Source organism: Xanthobacter tagetidis (assembly GCF_003667445.1).
Taxonomy (GTDB): domain Bacteria; phylum Pseudomonadota; class Alphaproteobacteria; order Rhizobiales; family Xanthobacteraceae; genus Xanthobacter; species Xanthobacter tagetidis.
In genome coordinates, this window is the sequence record NZ_RCTF01000004.1 from 136,063 (window position 1) to 158,509 (window position 22,447).

General features: G+C 71.0%; 19 protein-coding genes. 13 read left to right on the plus strand and 6 right to left on the minus strand.

What is annotated here, in order from left to right:
- The first annotated feature begins 60 nt into the window (after window positions 1–60).
- The 4 genes from D9R14_RS06700 to D9R14_RS06715 all read left to right on the plus strand — a co-directional run bounded on the left by D9R14_RS06700 (window position 61) and on the right by D9R14_RS06715 (window position 3,803).
- The gene (locus D9R14_RS06700; protein WP_121622546.1) at window positions 61–966 is read left to right on the plus strand and encodes a metallophosphoesterase family protein; all 906 of its coding nucleotides are present in this window, start codon (window positions 61–63) and stop codon (window positions 964–966) included.
- Window positions 967–1,153: 187 nt separating this feature from the next.
- Window positions 1,154–1,654: a Spy/CpxP family protein refolding chaperone gene (locus tag D9R14_RS06705; RefSeq protein WP_121622547.1), complete on the plus strand. Its 501-nt coding sequence runs from the start codon at window positions 1,154–1,156 to the stop codon at window positions 1,652–1,654.
- A 288-nt stretch (window positions 1,655–1,942) separates the two neighbouring features.
- Window positions 1,943–3,211 carry an MFS transporter gene (locus D9R14_RS06710; RefSeq protein ID WP_121622548.1) on the plus strand — a complete coding sequence of 423 codons (1,269 nt, stop codon included), beginning with the start codon at window positions 1,943–1,945 and terminating at the stop codon, window positions 3,209–3,211.
- Window positions 3,212–3,347: 136 nt separating this feature from the next.
- The gene (locus tag D9R14_RS06715; protein ID WP_121622549.1) at window positions 3,348–3,803 is read left to right on the plus strand and encodes a hypothetical protein; all 456 of its coding nucleotides are present in this window, start codon (window positions 3,348–3,350) and stop codon (window positions 3,801–3,803) included.
- Window positions 3,804–3,825: 22 nt separating this feature from the next.
- Here the strand turns inward: D9R14_RS06715 and D9R14_RS06720 are convergent, their stop codons facing one another.
- On the minus strand, window positions 3,826–4,749 hold the full coding sequence (locus D9R14_RS06720; RefSeq protein ID WP_184759509.1) for a LysR family transcriptional regulator: 924 nt from the start codon (window positions 4,747–4,749) through the stop codon (window positions 3,826–3,828).
- Between the two features lie 98 nt (window positions 4,750–4,847).
- Between D9R14_RS06720 and D9R14_RS06725 the strand changes: the two genes are divergently transcribed.
- The gene (locus tag D9R14_RS06725; RefSeq protein ID WP_121622674.1) at window positions 4,848–5,276 is read left to right on the plus strand and encodes a DoxX family protein; all 429 of its coding nucleotides are present in this window, start codon (window positions 4,848–4,850) and stop codon (window positions 5,274–5,276) included.
- Between the two features lie 34 nt (window positions 5,277–5,310).
- Here D9R14_RS06725 and D9R14_RS06730 read toward each other — a convergent pair whose 3' ends face one another.
- The gene (locus D9R14_RS06730) at window positions 5,311–8,109 is read right to left on the minus strand and encodes a DUF2339 domain-containing protein (RefSeq protein WP_121622551.1); all 2,799 of its coding nucleotides are present in this window, start codon (window positions 8,107–8,109) and stop codon (window positions 5,311–5,313) included.
- Window positions 8,110–8,355: 246 nt separating this feature from the next.
- Window positions 8,356–8,640, minus strand: coding sequence for a hypothetical protein (locus D9R14_RS06735; protein ID WP_121622552.1), 285 nt, complete (start codon window positions 8,638–8,640; stop codon window positions 8,356–8,358).
- 356 nt (window positions 8,641–8,996) lie between these two features.
- On the opposite strand from D9R14_RS06735, the gene D9R14_RS06740 reads away from it, so the two are divergent.
- Complete coding sequence (locus D9R14_RS06740) at window positions 8,997–10,031, plus strand: aspartate-semialdehyde dehydrogenase (RefSeq protein WP_121622553.1); 1,035 nt, start codon at window positions 8,997–8,999, stop codon at window positions 10,029–10,031.
- A gap of 48 nt (window positions 10,032–10,079) precedes the next feature.
- Here the strand turns inward: D9R14_RS06740 and D9R14_RS06745 are convergent, their stop codons facing one another.
- The gene (locus tag D9R14_RS06745; RefSeq protein WP_121622554.1) at window positions 10,080–10,967 is read right to left on the minus strand and encodes a DMT family transporter; all 888 of its coding nucleotides are present in this window, start codon (window positions 10,965–10,967) and stop codon (window positions 10,080–10,082) included.
- Window positions 10,968–11,062: 95 nt separating this feature from the next.
- Entirely contained in the window at window positions 11,063–11,938 is an 876-nt protein-coding gene (locus tag D9R14_RS06750) for a LysR family transcriptional regulator (RefSeq protein WP_121622675.1), read from the minus strand.
- A 137-nt stretch (window positions 11,939–12,075) separates the two neighbouring features.
- Here D9R14_RS06750 and D9R14_RS06755 point away from each other — a divergent pair, with 137 nt between their 5' ends.
- Window positions 12,076–13,227, plus strand: a complete 1,152-nt coding sequence (locus D9R14_RS06755; protein WP_121622555.1) for an NAD(P)H-dependent flavin oxidoreductase — start codon at window positions 12,076–12,078, stop codon at window positions 13,225–13,227.
- Window positions 13,228–13,231: 4 nt separating this feature from the next.
- Here D9R14_RS06755 and D9R14_RS06760 read toward each other — a convergent pair whose 3' ends face one another.
- On the minus strand, window positions 13,232–13,858 hold the full coding sequence (locus D9R14_RS06760; protein ID WP_121622556.1) for an outer membrane protein: 627 nt from the start codon (window positions 13,856–13,858) through the stop codon (window positions 13,232–13,234).
- 356 nt (window positions 13,859–14,214) lie between these two features.
- On the opposite strand from D9R14_RS06760, the gene uvrC reads away from it, so the two are divergent.
- From uvrC to D9R14_RS06790, 6 genes are all read left to right on the plus strand, one after another.
- Window positions 14,215–16,464, plus strand: a complete 2,250-nt coding sequence (gene uvrC / locus D9R14_RS06765; RefSeq protein ID WP_121622557.1) for an excinuclease ABC subunit UvrC — start codon at window positions 14,215–14,217, stop codon at window positions 16,462–16,464.
- Between the two features lie 104 nt (window positions 16,465–16,568).
- On the plus strand, window positions 16,569–17,207 hold the full coding sequence (gene pgsA, locus D9R14_RS06770; protein WP_121622558.1) for a CDP-diacylglycerol--glycerol-3-phosphate 3-phosphatidyltransferase: 639 nt from the start codon (window positions 16,569–16,571) through the stop codon (window positions 17,205–17,207).
- A complete protein-coding gene (gene moaD / locus D9R14_RS06775; protein ID WP_121622559.1) occupies window positions 17,204–17,455 on the plus strand; it encodes a molybdopterin converting factor subunit 1 in 252 nt (83 codons plus the stop codon). The genes pgsA and moaD overlap by 4 nt, the downstream gene beginning before the upstream one ends.
- A 2-nt stretch (window positions 17,456–17,457) precedes the next feature.
- Window positions 17,458–17,922: a molybdenum cofactor biosynthesis protein MoaE gene (locus D9R14_RS06780; protein WP_121622560.1), complete on the plus strand. Its 465-nt coding sequence runs from the start codon at window positions 17,458–17,460 to the stop codon at window positions 17,920–17,922.
- Window positions 17,923–18,127: 205 nt separating this feature from the next.
- Complete coding sequence (locus D9R14_RS06785; RefSeq protein ID WP_121622676.1) at window positions 18,128–19,261, plus strand: efflux RND transporter periplasmic adaptor subunit; 1,134 nt, start codon at window positions 18,128–18,130, stop codon at window positions 19,259–19,261.
- 3 nt (window positions 19,262–19,264) lie between these two features.
- Complete coding sequence (locus D9R14_RS06790) at window positions 19,265–22,429, plus strand: efflux RND transporter permease subunit (protein ID WP_121622561.1); 3,165 nt, start codon at window positions 19,265–19,267, stop codon at window positions 22,427–22,429.
- Window positions 22,430–22,447 lie beyond the last annotated feature (18 nt).

The following is a 22,447-nucleotide window of genomic DNA, read 5'->3' on the forward strand; positions in this document are numbered from 1 at the left end:
GGTTTCCGACCGCGCCCCGATCGCCTAAAGGGGAGGCACGCCCCCGCGCCGAGGCCCGCCATGTTCGTGATCGCCCACCTCTCCGATCCCCATCTCGGCCCGATCCCCGAGGCGCGGCTGTCCGAGCTGCTGGGCAAGCGCTTCTTCGGCATGATGAACTGGATCGGCGCGCGGCGGCGCAATTTCGGCGCGGCGACCCTGCGCCCGCTGATGGACGACCTGCTCGCCCAGGGCGTCGACCATATCTGCGTCACCGGCGACCTCGTGAATGTGAGCCTGCCGGCGGAGTTCGACACCGGCGCCGCCTTTCTCACCGCGCTCGGCCCGGCGGACCAGGTGAGCGTCGTGCCCGGCAACCACGACGCCTATGTGCGCTCGGCCATGCACTACCACCTGGAGCACTGGGCGCCGTTCCTCGCCGGCGACGACAGCCACCCGCACACGCCGGTGGACATCGACGCGTTCCCCTATGTGCGCCGGCGCGGGCCGGTGGCGATCGTCGGCGTCTCCACCGCCGTGCCGACCGCGGTGTTCCTCGCCAGCGGCGCGGTGGGCCGGGCGCAGCGCGCGCGGCTTGCCGACCTGCTGCGCCGGCTCGGCGACGAGGGACTGTTCCGCGCCGTGATGATCCACCACCCGCCGGTGGGCGAGCGGGCCTTCCATCGCGATTTGCGCGATGCCGAGGCGGTGCGCGAGGTGATCGGGCAGGCCGGCGCCGAACTGGTGATGCACGGCCACGACCACCGCGCCTCGCTCGGCGCCATCCCCTCGGCGCATGGGCCGATCCCGGTGGTGGGCGTGCCCTCCGCCTCCGCCGGGGCGGACGACGACCGCGGCGCCGGCCGCTACAACCTCTACCGCATCTCGGGCGGCCCCGGCGCCTGGCGCTGCGAGATGGAGGCGCGCGGCTATGCGCCGGGCGAGCCGGGCGTGGCCGAGCGGGATCGGCGGGTGATCCTCGGCTGAGGCGCCGCCGGACCGCGCCAAATTAACGTCTGTTCAAAGATGCGGCGAAGTCGTGACTTGTTTGCGGCGCGCGAATTCTGATGCCACTTCCAGTAACGAATTGTAACAGACCCTCATTACCGAAGTTTAAGTTGAGGTTGCCGACCGGTCGCGCAATCCTTTCTCATCCCTTGAGGAGGTTGAGACCATGAAGAAAGCCCTGATCGCCGCCACGGCCGCCGCTCTGATCGCCGGCTCCGCCGTCAGCTATGCCGCCAACACCGGCGGGCCGGGCAAAGGCGAGCGCTGGCAGCCGAGCGCCGCCGACTTCGCCGCCCTCACCGATGCCCGCATCGCCGGGCTGAAGGCGGGGCTCAAGCTCACCCCCGAGCAGGAGAAGCTCTGGCCGCAGGTGGAGACCACGCTGCGCGACGTCTCCAAGGACCGCGCCGCCCGCATGGAGCAGGCGCGCGAGGCCCGCAAGGCCAATGACGGCGCGCGGCCCGACCCGATCGCCCGCATGCGCAACGCCGCCACCCGCATGGACGCCACCGCCGCCGACCTGCGCAAGGTGGCCGACGCCTCCCAGCCGCTCTACAACGTGCTCGACGAGGCCCAGAAGCAGCGCCTGAACGTTCTGCTGCGCCAGAACTTCAAGGGCATGGGCATGCACCACGGCGCGCCGCACGGCGGCCCCCGCCGCGGCTGACGCCGCCCGCTCCGGAAGGCCCGCCCCCGCGGGCCTTCCGCTTGCCCGGTAATCGCTCGGGCGCGCAATCCATGAACATCGGTCATGGATCGCGTGATTATTATTGATTTCTATCAAGTGCAGGCCCGCAGTATCGTGGCGGTGAAATGGCCTCCTGTTCCGCGGATTCAACGCCCGGGGCGGAAGGTATCCCGTCCCGGCCGCGTCACCCCGCGCTCCCGGCGCCTGCGGCGTCCGGCGCGGAGGCGGCGCGGCGAGCGCCCGTCACGGGCGCGCTGCGAGTCCTTCATGTCGTCCCTTCCCGCCTCCCCGGTCTCCCCGTCCCCGCAGCGCCGCAGCCTGGTCCTGCCGGCCGTCGTCATCATCGCCGCCGGCGGCCTGATCGGCATGATCACCTTCGGGCCGCGCTCGGTATTCGGCCTGTTCCTGCTGCCCATGACGCAGGAATTCGGCTGGGGTCGCGACGTGTTCGCCGTCGCGGTGGCGATCCAGAACCTGCTGTGGGGCGTCGGCTCTCCGTTCGCCGGCGCCATGGCCGACCGCTTCGGCACCGTGCGGGTGCTGTGGGTGGGCGCGCTGCTCTACGGCGCGGGCCTGGTGCTGATGGCCTATGCCCAGACGCCGCTGGTGCTGCATCTGAGCGCCGGCGTGCTGGTGGGCTTCGGCCTCTCGGCCTGCTCGTTCAACCTGGTGCTGGCGGCGTTCGGCAAGCTTTTGCCGGACCACCTGAAGTCGCTCGGCTTCGGCCTCGCCACGGCGGCCGGCTCGTTCGGCCAGTTCCTGTTCCCGCCGCTGGCGCGCGGGCTGATGGACACGGTCGGCTGGCAGGAGACGCTGGTCATGTTCGGCTTCTCCATGCTGCTGACCCTGCCGGTGGCGGTGGCGCTCGCCACCCGCGGCAATGCCAGGCCGGCGGCGGCCGCGGCGGCCAGCGCGGCGCCGGCGCAGTCGATCTCCGGCGCGCTCGCCGAGGCGTTCCGCCACCCGAGCTACGTGATGCTGGTGCTCGGCTTCTTCACCTGCGGCTTCCAGCTCGCCTTCGTCACCGTGCACATGCCGGCCTACCTGGTGGACAAGGGCATGACGCTGAGCGTCGGCGCCTACACGCTGGCCCTGATCGGCCTGTTCAACATCATGGGCTCGCTGTCGGCCGGCTACCTTGCCGGGCGCTTCTCGCGCAAGTGGATCCTGGCGCTGATCTATGCCGGCCGCGGCCTTGCCATCACCGTGTTCATGCTGGTGCCGATCTCGCCTTTGAGCTGCTACCTGTTCGGCGCGGTGTTCGGGCTGCTGTGGCTGTCCACGGTGCCGCCCACCTCCGGCCTCGTGATGCTGATGTTCGGCACGCGCTACATGGCCATGCTCTACGGCTTCGCCTTCTTTTCGCACCAGGTGGGTGGCTTCCTGGGGGTGATCCTGGGGGGCGAGCTGTACGAATCGAGCGGCTCCTACGCGGTGGTCTGGTGGCTCTCGGTGGCGCTCTCCTTCGCCTCCGCCGCCATCAACCTGCCGATCCGCGAGGCGCCGGTGCATCGCCCGACCCCCCAGCCGGCCTGAGTCCTCCGGGGCACACCCAGGCACAAATCGCCCCCGCGCGGCCCGTGATCGCGGCTGCGCGGGGCTGCAGCGCTTGACAAGGTGCGCCCCGGCGGGTGCATCGTGTTCCTCAAACGTTCAGGACTCTGCGATCGACATGCGCCAGATCATTCTCGCGATCGTCGCGCTCGCCTGTGCGGGGCCGCTGGCCGCCGTGCCGGCCGGGGCGCAGCAGCTCAGCGCCGACGAGGCCCGCACCTTCGTGGTGGGCCGCGTGTTCTCCTTCACCTGCTTCGAGGGCACCTCCGGCTCGGGCCGCATCTATGCCGACGGCTCGGTGGCCGGCACCATCTCGCTCGGCCAGAACCCGGCGCGCTTCGTGCGCCTGCCGCCCAACACGCTGCGCGTGCGGGGCGAGGCGGTGTGCGGCTTCGTCAAAGGCATGAGCTTCGAGCCCTGCTTCGACGTGGTGCGCACCGGGCCCAGCTCGTTCCGCGGCACCCTCGCCGGCATCGGCACCATGTGGTGCGAGTTCGTCGGCAGCGGCGGGCAATCGCGGCCGCAGATCGCCTCCCGCCGCAAGTCGAAGAGCAGCGCCGAAGACGCCGACTGAGCGCTGCGCCGCGCCGGCCGCCTCAGGCCGCCGGCGCTTCCGCCTTCGCCGCCCCGTTTTCCCCATGGCCCTCGATCAGCGGCTTGAGCCGGCCGAGCTCGCGCGCGGCGTGGTCCATGAAGGCGCGCACCCGCGCCGTCGCCTTGATGTCCGGATGGGTGAGCAGCCACAGCCCCGCCTCCAGCTCCGGCTGCGGCGGCAGCACGCGCACGAGGCCGGCCACGCGCTCGGCGATCATGCAGGGCAGGAGGCCGAGGCCGATGCCCGCCGCCACCGCCTCCGCCAGCCCGAGCACGGTGTTGACGCGGTAGACGATCTTCTCCTCGCCCACCCGCTCGCGCAGCCACTTGGCGGCCTTGATGCCGTTCAGCGGCTCGGCATAGCCCAGCCAGTCGTGGCGCCGGAAGTCCGGCGCCTCCAAAGCGCCCTTGCAGTCGCCCGGCCGGCCGTAGACCGCCCAGGCGATGGAGGCGATGCGCCGGCCCACCAGCGTGTCGCCCGGCCGGTCGCTGGCGCGGATCGCCACGTCCGCGTCGCGCTTGGAGAGGTTCAGCGAGGGATTGGCGACGACGATGTCGAGATGGATCTCGGGATAGGCCTTGCGGAACGAGGCGAAGATCGGCGTCAGCAGGTGCACCAGCAGCGTGTCGTTGGTGGTGACGCGCAATTCGCCGGAGGGCCGCAGGTCCTGCCCGGTGATGCGGCGCTCGACGGCGTTCACCTCCTCCGCCATGCGCTCGGCGAGGCGCACCATCTCCTCGCCGGTGGGGGTCGGCTGGTAGCCGGCGCGCGAGCGCTCGAACAACCGCGCGCCGAGCTGGCTCTCCAGCGCCCCGAGGCGCCGGAACACCGTGGAATGGTTCACCGAAAGCTGCTCCGCCGCGCCGGCCAGCGAGCCGGTCTCGGCGATGGCCCGCACCAGGCGGAAGTCGTCCCAGGGGATCATTTGCTTGCACTCATGCAAATCATATCCTTCATTTATACGCATCGAGTTGCATGAGGGAAAGCGCTACATCTGCGGCAACGCAACCGGAGATGACCTCCATGATCGACGCCCGCACTGCCCCCTACGGCCTTTTCCTCCTGCGCGCCGCGCTCGGCGCGATGTGGATTTCCCACGCGCTGCTCAAGGTGTTCGTGTTCACCGTCGCCGGCTTCTCCGGCTTCCTCGCCAGCAAGGGCTTCCCGGCCGCGCTCGCGCTGCCGACCATCGGCGCCGAGCTGATCGGCGGCCTGCTGATCCTCGCCGGCATCTATGCCCGCCCGGTGGCGGTGCTGCTGATCCCGGTGATGCTCGGCGCCATGTCGGTGCACATCCCCAACGGCTGGATCTTCTCCGCCGCCGGCGGCGGCTGGGAATATCCCGCCTTCCTGGTGGTGGCCTCGCTCACCGTGGCGCTGGCCGGCGAAGGCGCCTTCGCCCTCAAGCCCTCGGCGCTCATCCCCGGCCTCGGCAAGCGCGCCTACGCCTGACACCACACGGAACCGCACGCCGCCGCTCGCGCCCTCAGGGAGCAGGCGGCGGTGTGTCCGCGCCTGCGGTGGTCGGTGGCGCCTGCCTCGCGCCGGCTCCCTTGGCCAGTCGGCGCTGGTAGAGCCTGCCGATGGCCACCAGTACAAGGCCGAGGCCGACAAAGGAGACGGCGCGCAGGACGCCGTCGAGGTCCTGCATGTCGTAGCGGAACACCTTGAACACCGTCACCACCATCACCGCGCCCGATGCGAGGCGCAGCGTGCGCGAGCCGCGCCACAAACCGAGGGCGAGCAGCAGGATACCGAAGCCGAGCCAGGCGGCCGAATAGGCGTACCATTCGGCGGACGAGATGGCGGAGGGATCGAGCACCGGCCCCTGGAACAGCCGGCTCACCTCGAAGGTGACATAAGCGAGCCCCAGCACCACGGCGAGGCCGCGCGCGAACAGCCGGGTCGGCCGCTCCCCCGCCGGCACCCGCGAGGCGAACAGGAGCGCCAGCACCGCCGGCAGCGCATAGGCGGTCAGCAGCACGTTGAACACCGGCCCGCCGACGCTCACCTTGTCGGCGAACGGGTTGGGTCCGATGAGCGTGCCCACCGCGAACAGCGCCGCGAGGCCGCCGACGAGGCGCGCGAACAGGCCGTAGAGCGGGCGCGCCCTGACCTCCGACAGCCACAGCAGCCCCACCGCATAGGCACCGTAGATGCTCGCGAGCAGCCCGGTCTCGAACAGGCCGGAGCGCTCGGCAAGGAACTGTTCCGGATGGGCGAGGTGGAACACCTCCAGCGCCGCGAGCAGCACCGCGAACAGCAGGGCGAGGCCCTCATGCACCCGCCGCGGCCAGTCGTCGGCGGTACGCCCCAGGAGGTGGGCGCTCAGGGCGAAGGCGGCGGCGGGCACGCCATAGCCCCACAGCAGCCAGTTGAGGATCGGCGTGGTGCCGAGCTCAGCGCCGGCGATGGTGGGGTCGGCGCCCACATGCGCCGCCACCAGCAGGCCGAGCCCGGCCGAGAGCTGGCGCAGGCCCGGCACCGGGCGGCGGGTCGCGACCCACGCCACGGCGAGCGCGGCGAGCGCGAGGCCCACCGTGAGCCAGCCCTTCTCCAGCGCGAAGGCAAGGCCGAGCGCGAGGGCGACCACGCTGCCGGCGGCGAAGGCGCCCGCCGCCGCCCCGCTCGGCCGGGCGCGCTGGGCGGTCTCGGCCCAGAAGGCGAGGACGAGCGCCAGCAGCGCGGCGAGCGCCGCGAACGGCATGCTCTTCTCAAGGTCGGTCAGCCGCTCGTAGCCGGCCACCAGCAGCAGCACCGCCCCGAGGCTCGACGCCCCCGCCCAGCCGATGCTGGCGAAGGCGCGTCCCGCCCGGCGCGCGCCGAGGAGGCCGAGCGCGAGCTGCAGCCCCGCCATCAGCAGGCCATAGGCGACGAAATGGCCGAGCGGCAGATGCGACGGCTCGGGCACCGAGCCGGCGACGGGGCCGGCGGGCGCCACCGCCGAGCCGGGATCGGGCGGGAAATTCCATTGGGCGAGGATCACCGGCGCGGCGAGCGCCACGGCCAGCGCCGCGAGCGTCGCCGGCGGCGCGCGCCAGGCCAGCGCCAGCGCCCCGAGCGCCGCGACGACGAACACTGCCAGCGGCCCGAAGGCGACGCCGCCGTGAACCGCCGCCGCCAGGGTCACCAGGATCGCGCCCGCCGCGCCGAGGCTGGAGACGAGGTCCGGCCTTCGGCTCGCGGCCGGCCCCCACAAATGGCCGGGCGTGAGCAGGGCCGCGGTCAGCGCCATGAGGACCAGGCCGATGAGCCCGCTCGCGGGCGTCGCCTGCGGCACCTCGAAGGCGAGCAGCGTCAGCCCCCACCCGACCATGCCGGCGATGGCGAGCAGCGCCAGCAGGCGCCAGCGCTTCAGCCGCGCCACCGCGAGCGCGCTCGCCCCCACGGCGACGATCAGGATGGCGACGCCATAGGCGTTCGGATCGCTAGAGGTGACCAGCAGCGGCGTCGCCGCCGCGCCGGCAAAGCCCAGCACCGCCAGCGCCGGCCCGTGCAGCAGCGCGGCGAACACCGTGGCGATGCCGGTGAGCGCCAGCAGCACGAAGGCCGCGCCGGGCGACAGCAGATGGTAGAGCTCGTAGGCGGCATAGAGGCTGCCGAACGCGGTCATGGTGCCGGCGGCGGTGAGCACGCTCGGCACATGGGCCGCCGGCAGACCGGCGAAGCCGTCCGTTCGGTCGATCCGGCGCAGCCACTCGCCCGCGCCCATCAGCCCGGCGGCAAGCAGCAGGCCGAGGACGATGCGCGCCAGCGGCCCGATCAGGTCCTGCTCCACCGCATAGCGCACCAGGAACACGCCGCCGAGCGCCAGCGCGATGCCGCCCACCCAGACCGCCCAGCGGGCGCCGAGGCGCTCCTCGAAGCCGGCGAAGCGCTCCTTGAGGGGGACGGCCGGCGGGCGCGCAGGCACCCCGGCCGGCTCTAGGGTGGGGGGGGCGGGGGTGTCGGCGGGACCGATTTGCGGGACCAGCGGCGGGGCGTCGGACGTCCCGGGACCGTCCTGCGGGGGAACGGGCGCGGTTTCGGGCGCGGAATCCGTCTGCGGCGCGGCTTCCGGGGTGGCGAAGCGGGCCAGCGGCGAGCCGGACGAAACAGGCGGGATCTGGGGCGTCGGCAGCGGGACTGGGGCCGGCGCCGCGCCGGCCAGGCGCAGGTCCAGCTCCGCCACCTTCTCCTCCAGGGTGCGGATGCGCCCGCGCGCCTTGAGCGCCAGAACGAGGGCGACGATGGCGATCACCGGAAAGGTGAGCACCAGCAGCACCAGCCACACCAGCTCGTCCATCGGCCCGTCTCCCGTCGCTGCGGCACAAGCTATAGCTGCGCCAAGCGCGGCGCCACTCGCCCGGCGATCCCAGGCACGACACCGGGAGGCGGGAGGTACCCGGAAAGGTCAGGCCGGCGGAGAGACGGCGACTGAACCCATTATGCTACCTCGGGCCCTCTCCCTCCACCCGTCGGCGCGAATCAAAACGGCCGCCTCCCAGGGAGCGCGGCCGTCCGGAACAGGCGGAAGGGACAGGAGGAAGGCTCAGTAGCCCGGCAGGTCGAACGGGCCCGGCAGCGGCGAGCGGATGCCGGTGATCGGGCCGGGGCCGACGGCGCTGCCCTGATAGTTCGGGAAGTTGTAGTTCAGCGGCAGCGCATAGTCCGTGTAGGACTTGGAGCCGGGTTTCACCATCGTGCCGGCATCGAGATACGAGCGCTTGGAGATGGTGACCTGGGTGCGCTTCTTCGACGACGTCTGCGCTTCGGCCGTGCCGGCAAACGCGACCGCGAGCACGGCAGCGAGGGTAAGAGCGGGCGCGAAACGCATGGATAGCCTCCCAGAACGGCACACGGCCGTTGGCCCTTGGTTACGGCATGCTTGGCCGTCAGGCAAGGAAACGGTCCGGCTGGCACCCCGGTTCCCGGCCGGAGACGCCCATCGCGTGGCCTGCCGGCAACAGTTGCGGACCGCCGGGCGCCCCCAGGGGAAGGCAAAGGCCTCCGGACGACCATGCCCAGGACCCGGTCGCGGACCCCTCCGCGGGGCACCGCCGCCGAATCACCCCCGCGCCACGCTCGGCCCAGCCTTGCGCGGCGCGGCGTTGCGCCGGCACGCGCTTCGTCATAAAAGCGCATCCTCCGGCCCCGGATGAATGGGGCGCGGACATTTTTCCGAGGAACACCATGGGTTACAAGGTCGCCGTCGTCGGCGCCACGGGCAACGTGGGCCGGGAGATTCTGTCGATCCTCGCCGAGCGGGGCTTCCCCGCGGACGAGGTGGTCGCGCTCGCTTCGCGCCGCTCGCAGGGCGTGGAGGTCTCCTTCGGCGACAAAACCCTGAAGGTGAAGAACCTCGAAACCTACGACTTCTCCGACACCGACATCTGCCTGATGTCGGCCGGCGGAGCCGTGTCGAAGGAGTGGTCGCCGAAGATCGGCGCCGCCGGCTGCGTCGTCATCGACAATTCCTCGCAGTGGCGCATGGACCCGGACGTTCCCCTCATCGTTCCCGAGGTGAACGCCGACGCCATCACCGGCTTTGCGAAGAAGAACATCATCGCCAACCCGAACTGCTCCACGGCGCAGCTCGTGGTGGCGCTGAAGCCGCTGCACGACGCCGCGACCATCAAGCGCGTGGTGGTTTCCACCTACCAGTCCGTCTCCGGCGCCGGCAAGGACGCCATGGACGAGCTGTTCACCCAGACCCGCGCGGTGTTCGTCTCCGACCCGGTGGAGCCGAAGAAGTTCCCGAAGCGCATCGCCTTCAATCTCATCCCGCAGATCGACGTCTTCATGGACGACGGTTTCACCAAGGAAGAGTGGAAGATGGTGGCCGAGACCAAGAAGATCCTCGACCCCAAGATCAAGCTCACGGCCACCTGCGTCCGCGTGCCGGTCTTCATCTCCCATTCCGAGGCGGTGAACGTGGAGTTCGAGAACGAGCTGTCCGCCGAGGACGCGCGCAAGATCCTGCGCGAGGCCCCCGGCATCCTGGTCATCGACACCCGCGAGCCGGGCGGCTACGCCACCCCGCACGAGGCGGCCGGCGAGGACGCGACCTACATCTCGCGCCTGCGCGACGACCCGACCGTGGACAACGGCATCGCCTTCTGGTGCGTGTCGGACAATCTGCGCAAGGGCGCCGCGCTGAATGCGGTGCAGATCGCCGAGGTGCTGGTGAACCGCAAGCTCATCACCTCGCGCCGCAAGGCGGCCTGAGGTCCCTGCGCCTTCGTTTCCGGAAACGGCCCCCGCTGGGGGCCGTTTTCATGTGGCGTCCCGCTTGCGCCCGGCGCGCTGGGCGAACGCCACCACCGCCACCACGGCGACCGCGAAGCCGACCGTCTCCAGCGTCGGCACCTCGCCGTTGATGGGCCAGGCGAGGCCCACCGTGACGAAGGTCTGCAGCAACTGCACCTGGCCGACGCGGGCGATGCCGCCCATGGCGAGGCCCGCATTCCAGAAGAAGAAGCCGACGAACTGGCTGATGACGCCGAGATAGGCGAGCGCCGCCCAGGACGGCCACGCCACCGCCGCCACATGCGCCGGGAAGGTGAGCAGCGCGCCGACGAGGTTCACCGGCAGCGCCAGGATCAGCATGAAGCAGATCACCTCCCACCCCGTCATGGTGCGCGCGAGCCGCCCCGCCACCGCATAGCCGCAGCTGCAGGCGATCACCGCCAGCACCAGCAGGGCGTCGCCATAGCCGAGGCCCTCGGTGGCGCCGTTGCGCAGGGCGAAAGTACCGATCAGGGCCGCCCCGGTGGCGCTCGCGCCGATCAGGCCGAGGCTCGGGCGCTCGCCCGCGAACAGCATGGCGGCGATGGCGGTGGTGAGCGGCAGCAGCCCCAGCACCACGCCGCCGTGCGAGGCCGGCACGGTCTGCGTCGCCACCGCCATCAGCAGCGGGAACATGAACACCAAAGTGACGGTGGCGACCAGCAGATCGACGAGCGTGCGCCCGCGCAGCGGCACGCGCCGGCCCATGGCGAGGACCAGCAGCACCGCCAGCACGCCGCCGATGGTGGCGCGGCCAAACGAGATAAACCACGGGCCGAGATCGTCGAGGGCAAGGCGCGTCATGGGCAGGGTCACGCCGAACATGACGACGCCGCAGAAGCCCAGGAGAAGGCCGATGAGGACGCGGCGCTGCATGGAGGGTTCCGGAACAGGGGCCGCGCGATGGGGCCCGCCCGTTCTGCTTAAATGCTAGGCAGCGCGAAGGACAGCAATTTCGCCTGATGCACCCATCACGCCGCCTGATGGGATGCCGCCAGTACCGCCTTCAGCGCCTCGAAGGCGGCGGAGCGGTAGCCCCGGCGGCGGATCAGCAGGGTCGGCAGGCGGGCGATCGGCACGGTGACGAGGTGCGCCAGCCCCGGCCGCAAATCGAGCACGGAGCGTGGCACCACCGCCACTGCAACCCCGGCGGCGACGCAGGCCAGCATGGCGTCGTAGGATGCAAGCTCGATCCGCCGCAGCGGCCGCCCGGCCCGCCTGCCTTGCAGCCAGGCCTCCGCCACCGCGCGATAGGTGCAGCCGGCCGGCAAGGCGGCGAGCGTGTCGGGCCCGACATCGTCCGGGCCGGCGATCGGCCCGTGGCCGGCCGGCGCGACAAGCAGCAGATCTTCGGCGAACAGCGGCACCGCCTCCAGCCCCGGGTCGAGCCCGTCGCCTACGCCGGGCGCGGCGGCGATCAGCGCGCAGTCGAGATCGTGGGCGCGCACCCGCTCGGCGAGGTCGCGGCTGGTGCCGGTGGCGAGGTCCAGCGCCACCTCGGGCCAGGAGGCGTGGAAGCGGGCCAGCGGCTCCGGCAGGCGGCTCGCCGCCGTGCTCTCCATGGCGCCGAGCCTGAGCCGGCCGGAGGGAATGCCGGGCCGCACCGCGCCCCGCGCTTCCGCCTCCAGCGCCAGAAGCCGAAGGGCATAGCCGAGGAACGTCTCGCCCTCGGCGGTGAGCGCCATGCGCTTGCCGTCGCGCAGGAACAGCGCGACGCCGAGATCGTCCTCCAGCGCGCGCACGCGGGTGGTGACGTTGGACGGCGCGCGGTCGAGCGCCGCGGCGGCGCGGGTGACGCTGCCGGTCTCGGCCACGGCGCGGAACACTTCGAGGCTGGAGAGGTCCACCGCCAAATTCCAGTTTTGAGAATGATATTTGATTTTCATTTCCTATTGGGGAATATTGCACCCCGACCCGGCGCCGCGCAAGGCGCCCCTCCCGCCCGCTGCCGGGCCTGGGCGAACGCCGCCCGAGGAGACGCGCCATGTCCGCTTCCCCCGCATCCTCCACCCCCGGCCGGGCGCCGGGGAACTGGCCGGACCGCCGGCTGCTCGACCTGTTCGGCATTGAGGTGCCGATCCTGCTCGGTCCGCTCGCAGGTCCCGGCACGCCGGAACTGGCGGCGGCCGTCACCCAGGCCGGCGGGCTCGGCGCCCTGCCCTGCGCCATGTACGACCTCGCCCAGTTCGAGGCGGCGCTGCGCGAAGTGCGCGCGGCGGTCGACGGGCCGGTGAATGCCAATTTCTTCTGCCACCGGCCGCCCGCGCCCGATCCCGTCGCGATGCTCGCCTGGCGCACGCGCCTCGCACCCTATTACGTGGAACTGGGGCTTGATCCCGAGATCACCCCGCCGGCGGGCGGGCGCACGCCGTTCGATGCGGATTTCTGCGCCGTGGTGGAGCGCGTCCGGCCCGAGGTGGTGAGCTTCCATTTCGGCCTGCCGGAGCCGGCGCTGCTGGAGCGCGTGAAGAAGACCGGCGCCAAGGTGATCTCGGCCGCCACCACGGTGGCGGAGGCGCGCTTCCTCGCCGATCACGGCTGCGACGCGGTCATCGCCATGGGGCTGGAGGCCGGCGGCCACCGCGCCACCTTCCTTGAAGCCGACGGCAAGGTGGCCATGGCCGGGGCGATGGCGCGCCAGCCGGGCACCTTCGCGCTGGTGCCCCAGGTGGCGGATGCGGTGCCGGTGCCGGTGATCGCTGCGGGCGGCATCGCCGACGGGCGCGGCATCGCCGCAGCCCTGGTGCTGGGCGCGAGCGCCGCGCAGATCGGCTCCGCCTTCCTCCTCACCCGCGAGGCGCGCACCCCGGAGGTGCACCGCGCGGCGCTCCGGGCGGCACGCGACGACGCCACCGCGCTCACCGACCTGTTCACCGGCCGCCCCGCGCGCGGGTTCATGAACCGGGTGATGCGGGAGGTCGGCCCCATGAGCGCCGACGCGCCCGCCTTCCCGCTGGCCGGCGGCGCGCTGGCGCCGCTCAAGGCCAAGGCGGAGGCGGCGGGCGCCGGCGATTTCACCAACCTGTGGGCGGGGCAGGCCGCCGCCCTCTCCCGCGGCAATGACGGCATGAGCGCGGGCGACCTGGTCGCCCGCCTCGCCGCGGACGCCCGGGCGCGGCTCGGGCTCGCCGCCTGAGCGGTCAGAAGCGGTAGTTCACGCCGCCGCGCAGCACGCCGCCGTCGAAGCCCACGCTGCGCGGCCCCCAGACGGTCCGGAAGTCCGAAGACCCGAGGTCGAAGTACAGATACTCGAACTTGGCGCTCCAGTTGCGGTCGAGCGCCATTTCGAGGCCCGCGCCGATGGTCCACCCGCTCTGGGTGCGGCTCGACGACAGGCCCATCACGTCGAAGCTGCCCTGACCCCAGGCGAAGCCGGCGGTGCCGTAGAACAGCACCCGGTCGAAGGTGAAGCCGCCGCGCGCCCGCACCGTGCCCAGATTGTCGAGCGAGAACCCGCCGCCGGAAATGCCGGCGAAGTCGAAATCCGCCTCGATGCCGATCATGAACGGATTGCCGAGCTGGAAATTGTAGCCGGCCTGGAAGCCGCCGAGAAAGCCGTCCGGATTCTGGACGTTGGACGTGCCCCAGCCGTAGCCGGCATTGGCGCCGATATAGAAGCCGGTCCAGTTGGTGAAGGCGGAAACGGGCTGCACATAGGCCCGCGGCGCGCCATAGCCCATGTCGGCGGCGCGCGCGCCGCCGGCCGCGCCGAGCGCCAGCAGGAGGGCGGTGGAGACCGAAAGGGAAGAGACGAGACGACGAGCCATGTTCACATTCTCCGCAACCGGCCGCATCCGCGCGGCGACTTCACCTCAGAAACGAATAGGCGACGGGCCGGCCTGGTCGCGACGCGAGCGGATCGGCACGTGCTCCACGCGCATCTTCTGCCGCAGGGTCTTGCCAACCCCTTCCCGCAAACCCCCTTCGCCGCCCTATGCTGAATCTCCCATTGACCATTTAGTGCGTTGATTTCATGAGGCTTCGCGCCGTTCAGTCTGGCCGCCGGCGCCCCGCGCCCGCCGGCCGAAGGCGGCCATGGTTCACGAATGGTGAAGCGGCGGCCCGCCGCCTCGCCCCCCTCGCCCCCCTGGCCCTCGGCGCGGCCAATGCCTAACTTGCGCCCATGAACGGCCGCCGCCCCACCGACCCGCCCGAGATCGCCCGCGCTCCCGACGAGACCGCACCGGATGCCCCGGTTCCCACCCCTGCGCCCGAAGCGTCAGTGGAGGAGGACGCACCGGCGGCGGAGAGCCTCGCCACCGGCCGGGAGGCGATCGTCAAGGCGGTGAAGCACGCGCCCGCGGGGCCGGGCGTCTACCGCATGATCGATCGCGCCGGCCAGGTGCTCTATGTGGGCAAGGCCAAGAGCATCAAGAAGCGGGTGCTGAGCTATACCCGCCCGGTGGGCCACACCAACCGCATCGCCCGCATGATCGCGGCCACCGTCGCCATGGAGTTCGTCTCCACCCGCACGGAGCCCGAGGCGCTGCTTTTGGAGGCGAACCTCATCAAGCAGCTGAAGCCGCGCTTCAACGTGCTGCTCAGGGACGACAAGTCCTTCCCCTACATCCTCATCACCGCGGACCACGTCTCGCCGCAGATCCTCAAGCATCGCGGCGCGCGCTCCCGGCCGGGGGATTATTACGGCCCGTTCGCCAGCGTCTGGGCGGTGGACCGCACCATCAACGCGCTCCAGCGCGCCTTCCTGCTGCGCTCCTGCTCGGACAGCTACTACGAGAACCGCACCCGGCCCTGCCTGCTGTTCCAGATCAAGCGCTGCGCCGGCCCGTGCACCGGCGAGGTCGGCCACGAGGACTACAAGGAGCTGGTGCGCGAGGCGCGCGCCTTCCTCTCCGGCCGCTCCCGCGCGGTGAAGGAGGAGCTGGCGCGCGAAATGGAGGCGGCTTCGCACGAGCTCGAATTCGAGCGCGCGGCAAGGCTGCGCGACCGGCTCGCCGCGCTCTCGGCGGTGCAGGGCTCGCAGGGCATCAATCCGCGCGGCGTGGAGGAGGCGGACGTGTTCGCCGCCACCCAGCAGGGCGGGGCCACCTGCATCGAGGTGTTCTTCTTCCGCACCGGCCAGAACTGGGGCAACCGCGCTTATTATCCGCGCGCCGACCGCTCGCTCTCCGAGGCCGAGGTGCTGGGCGCGTTCCTCTCCCAGTTCTACGAGGACAAGCCGGCGCCGCGCCTGATCCTGCTCTCGCACGAGGTGGAGGAGCAGGCCTTGATCGGCGAGGCGCTCTCCGAGAAGGCCGGCTTCAAGGTGGAGATCGCGGTCCCAAAGCGCGGCGAGAAGCGCGACCTCGTGGACCACGCGCTCCAGAACGCCCGCGAGGCGCTGGCCCGCACGCTCGCGGAAACCGCCACCCAGCAGAAGCTGCTGGACGGGGTGGCGCAGGCGTTCGGCCTGCCCGCGCCGCCGCGTCGCGTCGAGGTCTATGACAATTCCCACATCATGGGCACCAATGCGGTGGGCGGCATGATCGTCGCCGGCCCCGAGGGGTTCGCCAAGGGCCAGTACCGCAAGTTCAACATCCGCTCGACCGACCTCACCCCCGGCGACGATTTCGGCATGATGCGCGAGGTGCTGCGCCGCCGCTTCTCGCGCCTGCTGAAGGAGGCGCCCAGAGGCGCCTTACAAGGGGAAAGCCCTCTCCCGCTTGCGGGGGAAGGTTGGGAGGGGGACGGCGCCGATTCTCCCCGGCAGCTTGATGAGAGCGGGACGCCCCCCCTCCCCGGCCCTCCCCCGCAAGCGGGAGAGGGAGAGCCGCGCGGCCGCGCGGCCGCGACCTCCCACCGCGCGGGTGGATCACGGAACGGCGGCACCTCCGCTGACCTGCCGCCGCCGGACGAGGATATCGGCCCGGGCGCCGATCCCGCCGAGGAGGAGGACGCCCCCGTCGCGGCCGACACGCCGCCCTGGCCGGATTTGGTGCTGATCGACGGCGGCCTCGGCCAGCTCAACGCCGCCCGGCAGGTTCTGGCGGAACTGGGCATCACCGACGTGCCCCTGGTGGGCATCGCCAAGGGGCTCGACCGCGAGGCCGGGCGCGAGCAGTTTTTCCTGCCCGGAAAGACACCGTTCCGCATGGAGCCGCGCGACCCGGTGCTCTATTTCATCCAGCGCCTGCGCGACGAGGCGCACCGCTTCGCCATCGGCTCGCACCGGGCGCGGCGCAAGAAGGACATCACCGAGGCCGGGCTCCAGGCGATCGCCGGCGTCGGCCCTACCCGCAAGCGGGCGCTGCTGCGCCATTTCGGCACGCTCAAGGCGATCGAGCGCGCCTCGCTCGCCGATCTCGGGCAGGTGGACGGGATCAACGCCGCCACCGCCCAGGCGGTCTATGATTATTTCCACGGCCGGCCATGAACCCGCCGCTCCCGGCCTCGTTCCTTGACGGGGGCGCCGGAGCCGACCAAGGAAGAGCGACAGATCCGGGCGCCGTCTCCCGTGCCCGCAGGAAGAGTGATCTCATGGCAGACGCCGCGACCCGCCCCGCCCCTCCCACCACCGCCTCGGCGGCGCGCGGCCATGCGTTCTCGCTGCCGAACCTGCTCACCTATGGGCGCTGCGTGGCCGTGCCGGTGGTGGCCGGATGCCTGTTCTGGTCCGACATTCTCCAGGGCGGGGTGTGGCTGCGGTGGGTGGCGCTGGCGCTGTTCATCGCCGCCGCCGTCACCGATTTCTTCGACGGCTACCTGGCGCGCGCTTGGTCGCAGCAGTCCGCCATCGGCCGGATGCTCGACCCGATCGCCGACAAGCTGCTGGTCTCCACCTGTCTTTTGATGCTGGCCTCCGACGGCACGATCCGCGGCTGGTCGCTGTGGGCCGCCATCGTCATCCTGTGCCGGGAGATCCTGGTCTCGGGCCTGCGCGAGTTCCTCGCCGAGCTGCGCGTCTCGGTGCCGGTCTCGCGGCTCGCCAAGTGGAAGACCGCCATGCAGCTCGTCGCCGTCGGCGTGCTGATCGCCGGTCCGGCGGGCGAGAAGGTGCTGCCCGGCGTCTCGTTCCTCGGCCTGACGCTGCTGTGGGTGTCGGCGGTGCTGACGCTCTATACCGGCTACGACTATTTCCGGGCCGGCGCCCGCCATCTGGTGGAGGACCGGCGATGAAGGTCCTTTATTTCGCCTGGCTGCGCGAGCGCGTCGGCCGCGCAGAGGAGACGGTGGAGCCGCCGGCCGAAGTGGTCACGGTGGCCGACCTCGCCCGCTGGCTGGCCGCCAAGGACGAGGCCCATGCCCATGCGTTCGAGAACCCGGCGGTGGTGCGCGCCGCCCTCGACCGGCGCCATGTGAAGCCGGACGCACCGATCGCCGGGGTGCGGGAGATCGCCTTCTTCCCGCCCATGACCGGAGGCTGAGCATGTTCGAGGTGCGGGTCCAGAGCGCCGTGTTCGATGCCAGCGCGGAAGCTGCCCGCCTGTCGGACGCCCGCACGGATGTCGGCGCGCTCGTCACCTTCACCGGCCTGTGCCGCGCCGATCCCGACGCGGCCGGCGCGCCGCTCACCGCCTTGGTGCTGGAGCATTATCCCGGCATGGCGGAAGAGGAGATGGCGCGCCATCTCGATACGGCGCGGGAGCGCTGGCCCCTCACCGGCGCCGTCATCGTCCACCGCCACGGGCGCATCCTGCCCGGCGAGCCGATCGTCCTGGTGGTGACCGCCTCGGCCCATCGCGAGGCGGCGTTCGCGGCGGCCGCCTTCCTGATGGACTGGCTCAAGACCAATGCCCCCTTCTGGAAGAAGGAGGAGCGCGGCGCCGCCGGTGGCTGGGTCGCCGCCAAGGCGAGCGATGACGCCGCCGCCGCGCGCTGGACCGCCGACTGAGCTTCCCCAAGGGATGGGCGCACCCGGCTGTGGACGCCCCTGGCTGAGCCCGAGCCGCCGCTTTTCCCGCACACCAAGAACGCGTAGAACAGCGCGGATGCTAGCCCGCCGCTGACGGCGCGGCTCGTACATCGACAAGGGCCTGAAACAAGGCCGGGAGGCGAGCATGCGTCGCAAGTCCACCATGGCGGGCGGGCGCGTCCGCATGCTGCTTTCCTTGACCGCCTTTGCCGCGACGGCCCTCGCCGCGCTGGCCGCGGCGGGCGCCCTGCCCGCCCGTGCCGCCGACCCCGCGCCCGCCGCCCCGCCCGCCATCCCCGTCAGCGTCGCCCAGGCGCAGTTGAAGCCGGTGCGCGCGGCGCTGGAGTTCGTCGGCCGCGTGGAGGCACCCGAGCGGGTGGAGATCCGCGCCCGCGTGAAGGGCATGCTGGAGGCGGTGCTCTTCAAGGAGGGCGAGACGGTGAAGGAGGGCGCGCCGCTCTACCGCATCGAGAAGCCGCTGTTCCAGGCCGACGTGGAGAATGCCCAGGGCGAGGTCGAGCGGGCGAAGGCCGCCCTTGAGCTTGCCAAGATCCAGCGCGAGCGCGCCGAGGAATTGCTGGCGAAGAATGCCGGCACCGTGGTCGCCCGCGACCAGGCGATCGCCGCCGAGGCCTCCGCCAAGGGCCAGCTGCTCACCGCCGAGGCGCACCTGAAGACGGCGCAGATCAATCTCGGCTACACCGACATCGTCTCCCCCATCGCCGGCAAGATCGGCCGCACCGCCTTCACCAAGGGCCACATCGTCGGCCCCGAATCCGGCGTGCTCGCCACGGTGGTGAGCGAGAACCCCATGTACGTCACCTTCCCCGTCAGCCAGCGCGACTACCTGGAGGCGCAGAAGGAGGAGGGCAAGGTGGACCTCACCAACGTGGAGGTCCGCGTCAAGTTCTCCGACGGCTCGGTCTATCCGGAGGTCGGGCGCATCAACTTCGTCGACGTGAGCGTGAGCCGCACCACCGACACCGTCATCATGCGCGCCGACGTGCCGAACCCCAAGGGCGCGCTGATCGACGGGCAATTGGTGCGGGTGGAGCTGTCGTCCTCCAAGCCCGACGAGAAGATCGTCATTCCCCAGGCGGCGCTGATCGCCGACCAGGGCGGCGTCTATGTGTTCGTGGTGCAGGACGGGAAGGCGGTCACGCGGCGCATCAAGCCCGGCGGCTCCGTGGGCGCGAACATCGTGGTCGAGGAGGGCCTCAAGGTCGGTGACCAGGTGGTGGTGGACGGCTTCGAGCAGTTGCGGCCCGGCGCCGCGGTGCGCGCCACCCCCGCCGCCGGCCTCGCGAGCGGGGGCTGATCCATGCTCTCCTCGGTCTTCGTCGATCGTCCGCGCCTCGCCATCGTCATCGCCATCGTCACCGTGATCGCCGGCGCGCTGTCGCTGATGGCGATCCCGATCTCCCAGTATCCGGACATCATCCCGCCCCAGGTCTCCGTGACCACGGTGTTTCCCGGCGCCTCCGCCGAAGTGGTGGATTCCACCGTCGCCCAGCCCATCGAGGCCCAGGTGGTGGGGGTGGACAAGCTGATCTACATGAAGAGCGTGTCGGGCGACGACGGCTCTTACACCCTCACCGGCTCGTTCGAGCTGGGCACCGACCCGGACATCAACACCGTCAACATGAACAACCGCGTGCAGGTGGCGCTCTCGCGCCTGCCGGAGGACGTGAAGCGCCAGGGCGTGGTGGTGAAGAAGAAGTCGTCGGCGCTGCTCGGCGTGCTCGCCGTCTATTCGCCCAAAGCGACCAAGGACCCGCTCTATCTCTCCAACTACGTCACCATCAACGTCCTGGACGAGCTGAAGAGCATTCCCGGCGTCGGCGACGCCGGGCTGTGGGGCCCCCAGGACTACGCCATGCGCGCCTGGGTGAAGACCGACCGCCTCACCGGCCTCAACCTCACCACCGGCGACATCGTCGACGCCATCCGCGCCCAGAACGTGCAGGCGGCCGTGGGCCGCATCGGCGCGCGGCCGATCTCCGACGATCAGCAATTGCAGCTCAACCTGCGCACCAAGGGCCGGCTCTCCACGGTGAAGGAGTTCGAGGACATCGTGCTGCGCACCAATGCGGACGGCTCGGTGCTCCGGCTCGGCGACGTGGCGCGCCTGGAGCTCGGTGCCTCCAACCTCGACCGCGAGACGCTGTTCAACGGCGGCCCGGCGGCGGTGCTGGCGCTCTACCAGTCGCCCGGCGCCAACGCCATCACCACCATCACCGCCATCCGCGCGCGCATGGCGGAGCTGGCCAAGGCCTTTCCCGAGGACATGGAATGGAAGGTCACCTACGACCCCACCATGTTCGTCACCGAGACCATCCACGAGGTTCAGAAGACGCTGATCGAGGCGTTCATCCTGGTGGTGCTGGTGGTCTATCTGTTCCTCGGCTCGTTCCGGGCGACGCTGATCCCGACGCTCGCCGTGCCGGTGAGCCTGATCGGCACCTTCATCGTGCTGAACGCCATCGGCTATTCCGCCAACACCGTGTCGCTGCTCGCGATCGTGCTCGCCATCGGCATCGTCGTGGACGACGCCATCGTCGTGGTGGAGAACGTCGAGCGGGTGATGGAGGAGCATCCCGAGCTCACCCCGGCCGAAGCCACCAAGAAGGCCATGGGCGAGATCACCGCGCCGATCATCGCCATCACCTTGGTGCTGCTCTCGGTGTTCGTGCCGGTGGCGTTCATCCCCGGCATCTCGGGCGAGCTGTTCCGCCAGTTCGCCATCACGGTGGCGGTCGCCATGTTCCTCTCGGCGATCAACGCGCTGACGCTCTCGCCGGCCTTGTGCGCGATCCTGCTGAAGCCCGCCCACGGGCCGCGCAAGGGGCCGATCGGCTATGTCATGCGCTTCATCGACCGGGTGCGCGACGGCTACGGCTCGATCGTCGGGCGGCTCGTGCGCTGGTCGCTGTTCGGGCTGATCGCGGTGGTGGTGGCCTCGGGCGGCATCCTCGCGCTCTCCAAGGCGACCCCCACGGGCTTCCTGCCGGAGGACGACCAGGGCGCCTTCTTCGTCGTGGTGCAGCTGCCCGGCGGCGCCTCGGTGGGCCGCACCGAGGAGGTGATCCGCAAGGCCGAGGCGGTGCTCAAGCAGGAGCACACGGTCGAGGACTTCACGTCCGTGATCGGCCTCAACTTCATCGACAATTATTCCCAGTCCAATGCCGGCTTCATCGTCGTCACGCTGAAGCCGTTCGAGGACCGCGAGGGCGTGGAGAACGGCGCCGCCGCCATCATCGACCGCCTGGGGGCGAAGCTGCGCCTCATCCCCGGCGGCACGGTGGTGCCGCTGGCGCCGCCGCCCATCGTCGGCCTCGGCACCGGCGGCGGCTTCGCCTATGTGCTCCAGGACCTGCGCGCGGGCGACCCCAAGGTGCTGGCCCAGGTGCTGCGCGGCCTCATCATCGCCGCCAACCAGGACCCGCAGCTCTCGCGCGTGTTCTCCACCTACTCGGCCTCCAACCCCTCCATCTTCCTCGACATCGACCGGGAGAAGGCGCAGGTGCTGGGCGTGCCGCTGAGCGATGTGTTCCAGGCGCTCCAGGCCTCGCTGGGCGGGCTCTACGTCAACGACATGAACCTGTTCGGCCGCACCTGGCAGGTGCAGGTGCAGTCGGAGGGCGAGGACAGGAAGAACGTCGACGACATCTACCGCATCCACGTGCGCAACAATAAGGGCGAGATGATCCCGCTGCGCTCGTTCGTGGAGGTCAAGGTGGAGGTCGGGCCGCCCGCCCTCATCCGCTACAACAACAAGCGCGCGGTGACGGTGCAGGGCGCGCCGGCGGAGGGCGTCTCCTCCGGCCAGGCGCTCAACGCCATGGAGCAGGTGGCGGCCAAGACGCTGCCGCAGGGCTTCTCCGGCGCCTGGACCGACACCTCGTTCCAGGAGAAGCGGGCCGAGGGCCAGACCGGCATCATCCTCGGCTTCGCGGTGCTGTTCGCCTTCCTGTTCCTGGTGGCGCTCTACGAGAGCTGGTCGATCCCCGTGCCGGTGCTGCTCTCGGTCACGGTGGGCATGGTCGGCGCGTTCGCGGCGATCCTGATGGCCGGGCTCACGCTCGACCTCTACGGGCAGATCGGCATGATCGTGCTGATCGGCCTCGCGGCGAAGAACGGCATCCTGATCGTCGAGTTCGCCAAGGAGCGCCGCGAGAAGGGCGAGCCGCTGCTTGAGGCCGCCACCGAGGGCGCGCGGCTGCGCTTCCGGCCGGTGATGATGACCTCGCTCGCCTTCATCCTCGGCCTGCTGCCGCTGGTGGTGGCGACCGGCGCGGCGCAGATGGCGCGGCAGAACGTGGGCACGCCCGTGTTCGGCGGCATGATCGCCGCCTCGGTGCTGGGCATCTTCGTCATCCCGCCGCTCTACGTGATGTTCCAGGCCATCCGCGAGCGGCTGCGGCCCGGCGCCCGCCCCAAGGTACCGCCGCCAGCGGAAGCAACGCCGCCGGGCGCCCATTCTTGATCTGGCACAAGGAAGCCG

Excerpts from the sequence above, each read along its gene's own strand:
- D9R14_RS06710 (WP_121622548.1), top strand. The coding sequence starts at position 1,943 with ATGTCGTCCCTTCCCGCCTCCCCGGTCTCCCCGTCCCCGCAGCGCCGC.
- D9R14_RS06705 (WP_121622547.1), top strand. The coding sequence starts at position 1,154 with ATGAAGAAAGCCCTGATCGCCGCCACGGCCGCCGCTCTGATCGCCGGC.
- D9R14_RS06730 (WP_121622551.1), bottom strand. The coding sequence starts at position 8,109 with ATGGACGAGCTGGTGTGGCTGGTGCTGCTGGTGCTCACCTTTCCGGTG.
- D9R14_RS06740 (WP_121622553.1), top strand. The coding sequence starts at position 8,997 with ATGGGTTACAAGGTCGCCGTCGTCGGCGCCACGGGCAACGTGGGCCGG.
- D9R14_RS06720 (WP_184759509.1), bottom strand. The coding sequence starts at position 4,749 with ATGATCCCCTGGGACGACTTCCGCCTGGTGCGGGCCATCGCCGAGACC.
- D9R14_RS06735 (WP_121622552.1), bottom strand. The coding sequence starts at position 8,640 with ATGCGTTTCGCGCCCGCTCTTACCCTCGCTGCCGTGCTCGCGGTCGCG.
- D9R14_RS06715 (WP_121622549.1), top strand. The coding sequence starts at position 3,348 with ATGCGCCAGATCATTCTCGCGATCGTCGCGCTCGCCTGTGCGGGGCCG.
- moaD (WP_121622559.1), top strand. The coding sequence starts at position 17,204 with ATGAAGGTCCTTTATTTCGCCTGGCTGCGCGAGCGCGTCGGCCGCGCA.
- D9R14_RS06780 (WP_121622560.1), top strand. The coding sequence starts at position 17,458 with ATGTTCGAGGTGCGGGTCCAGAGCGCCGTGTTCGATGCCAGCGCGGAA.
- D9R14_RS06760 (WP_121622556.1), bottom strand. The coding sequence starts at position 13,858 with ATGGCTCGTCGTCTCGTCTCTTCCCTTTCGGTCTCCACCGCCCTCCTG.
- D9R14_RS06745 (WP_121622554.1), bottom strand. The coding sequence starts at position 10,967 with ATGCAGCGCCGCGTCCTCATCGGCCTTCTCCTGGGCTTCTGCGGCGTC.
- D9R14_RS06700 (WP_121622546.1), top strand. The coding sequence starts at position 61 with ATGTTCGTGATCGCCCACCTCTCCGATCCCCATCTCGGCCCGATCCCC.
- uvrC (WP_121622557.1), top strand. The coding sequence starts at position 14,215 with ATGAACGGCCGCCGCCCCACCGACCCGCCCGAGATCGCCCGCGCTCCC.
- D9R14_RS06725 (WP_121622674.1), top strand. The coding sequence starts at position 4,848 with ATGATCGACGCCCGCACTGCCCCCTACGGCCTTTTCCTCCTGCGCGCC.
- D9R14_RS06755 (WP_121622555.1), top strand. The coding sequence starts at position 12,076 with ATGTCCGCTTCCCCCGCATCCTCCACCCCCGGCCGGGCGCCGGGGAAC.
- D9R14_RS06790 (WP_121622561.1), top strand. The coding sequence starts at position 19,265 with ATGCTCTCCTCGGTCTTCGTCGATCGTCCGCGCCTCGCCATCGTCATC.
- D9R14_RS06785 (WP_121622676.1), top strand. The coding sequence starts at position 18,128 with ATGCTGCTTTCCTTGACCGCCTTTGCCGCGACGGCCCTCGCCGCGCTG.
- pgsA (WP_121622558.1), top strand. The coding sequence starts at position 16,569 with ATGGCAGACGCCGCGACCCGCCCCGCCCCTCCCACCACCGCCTCGGCG.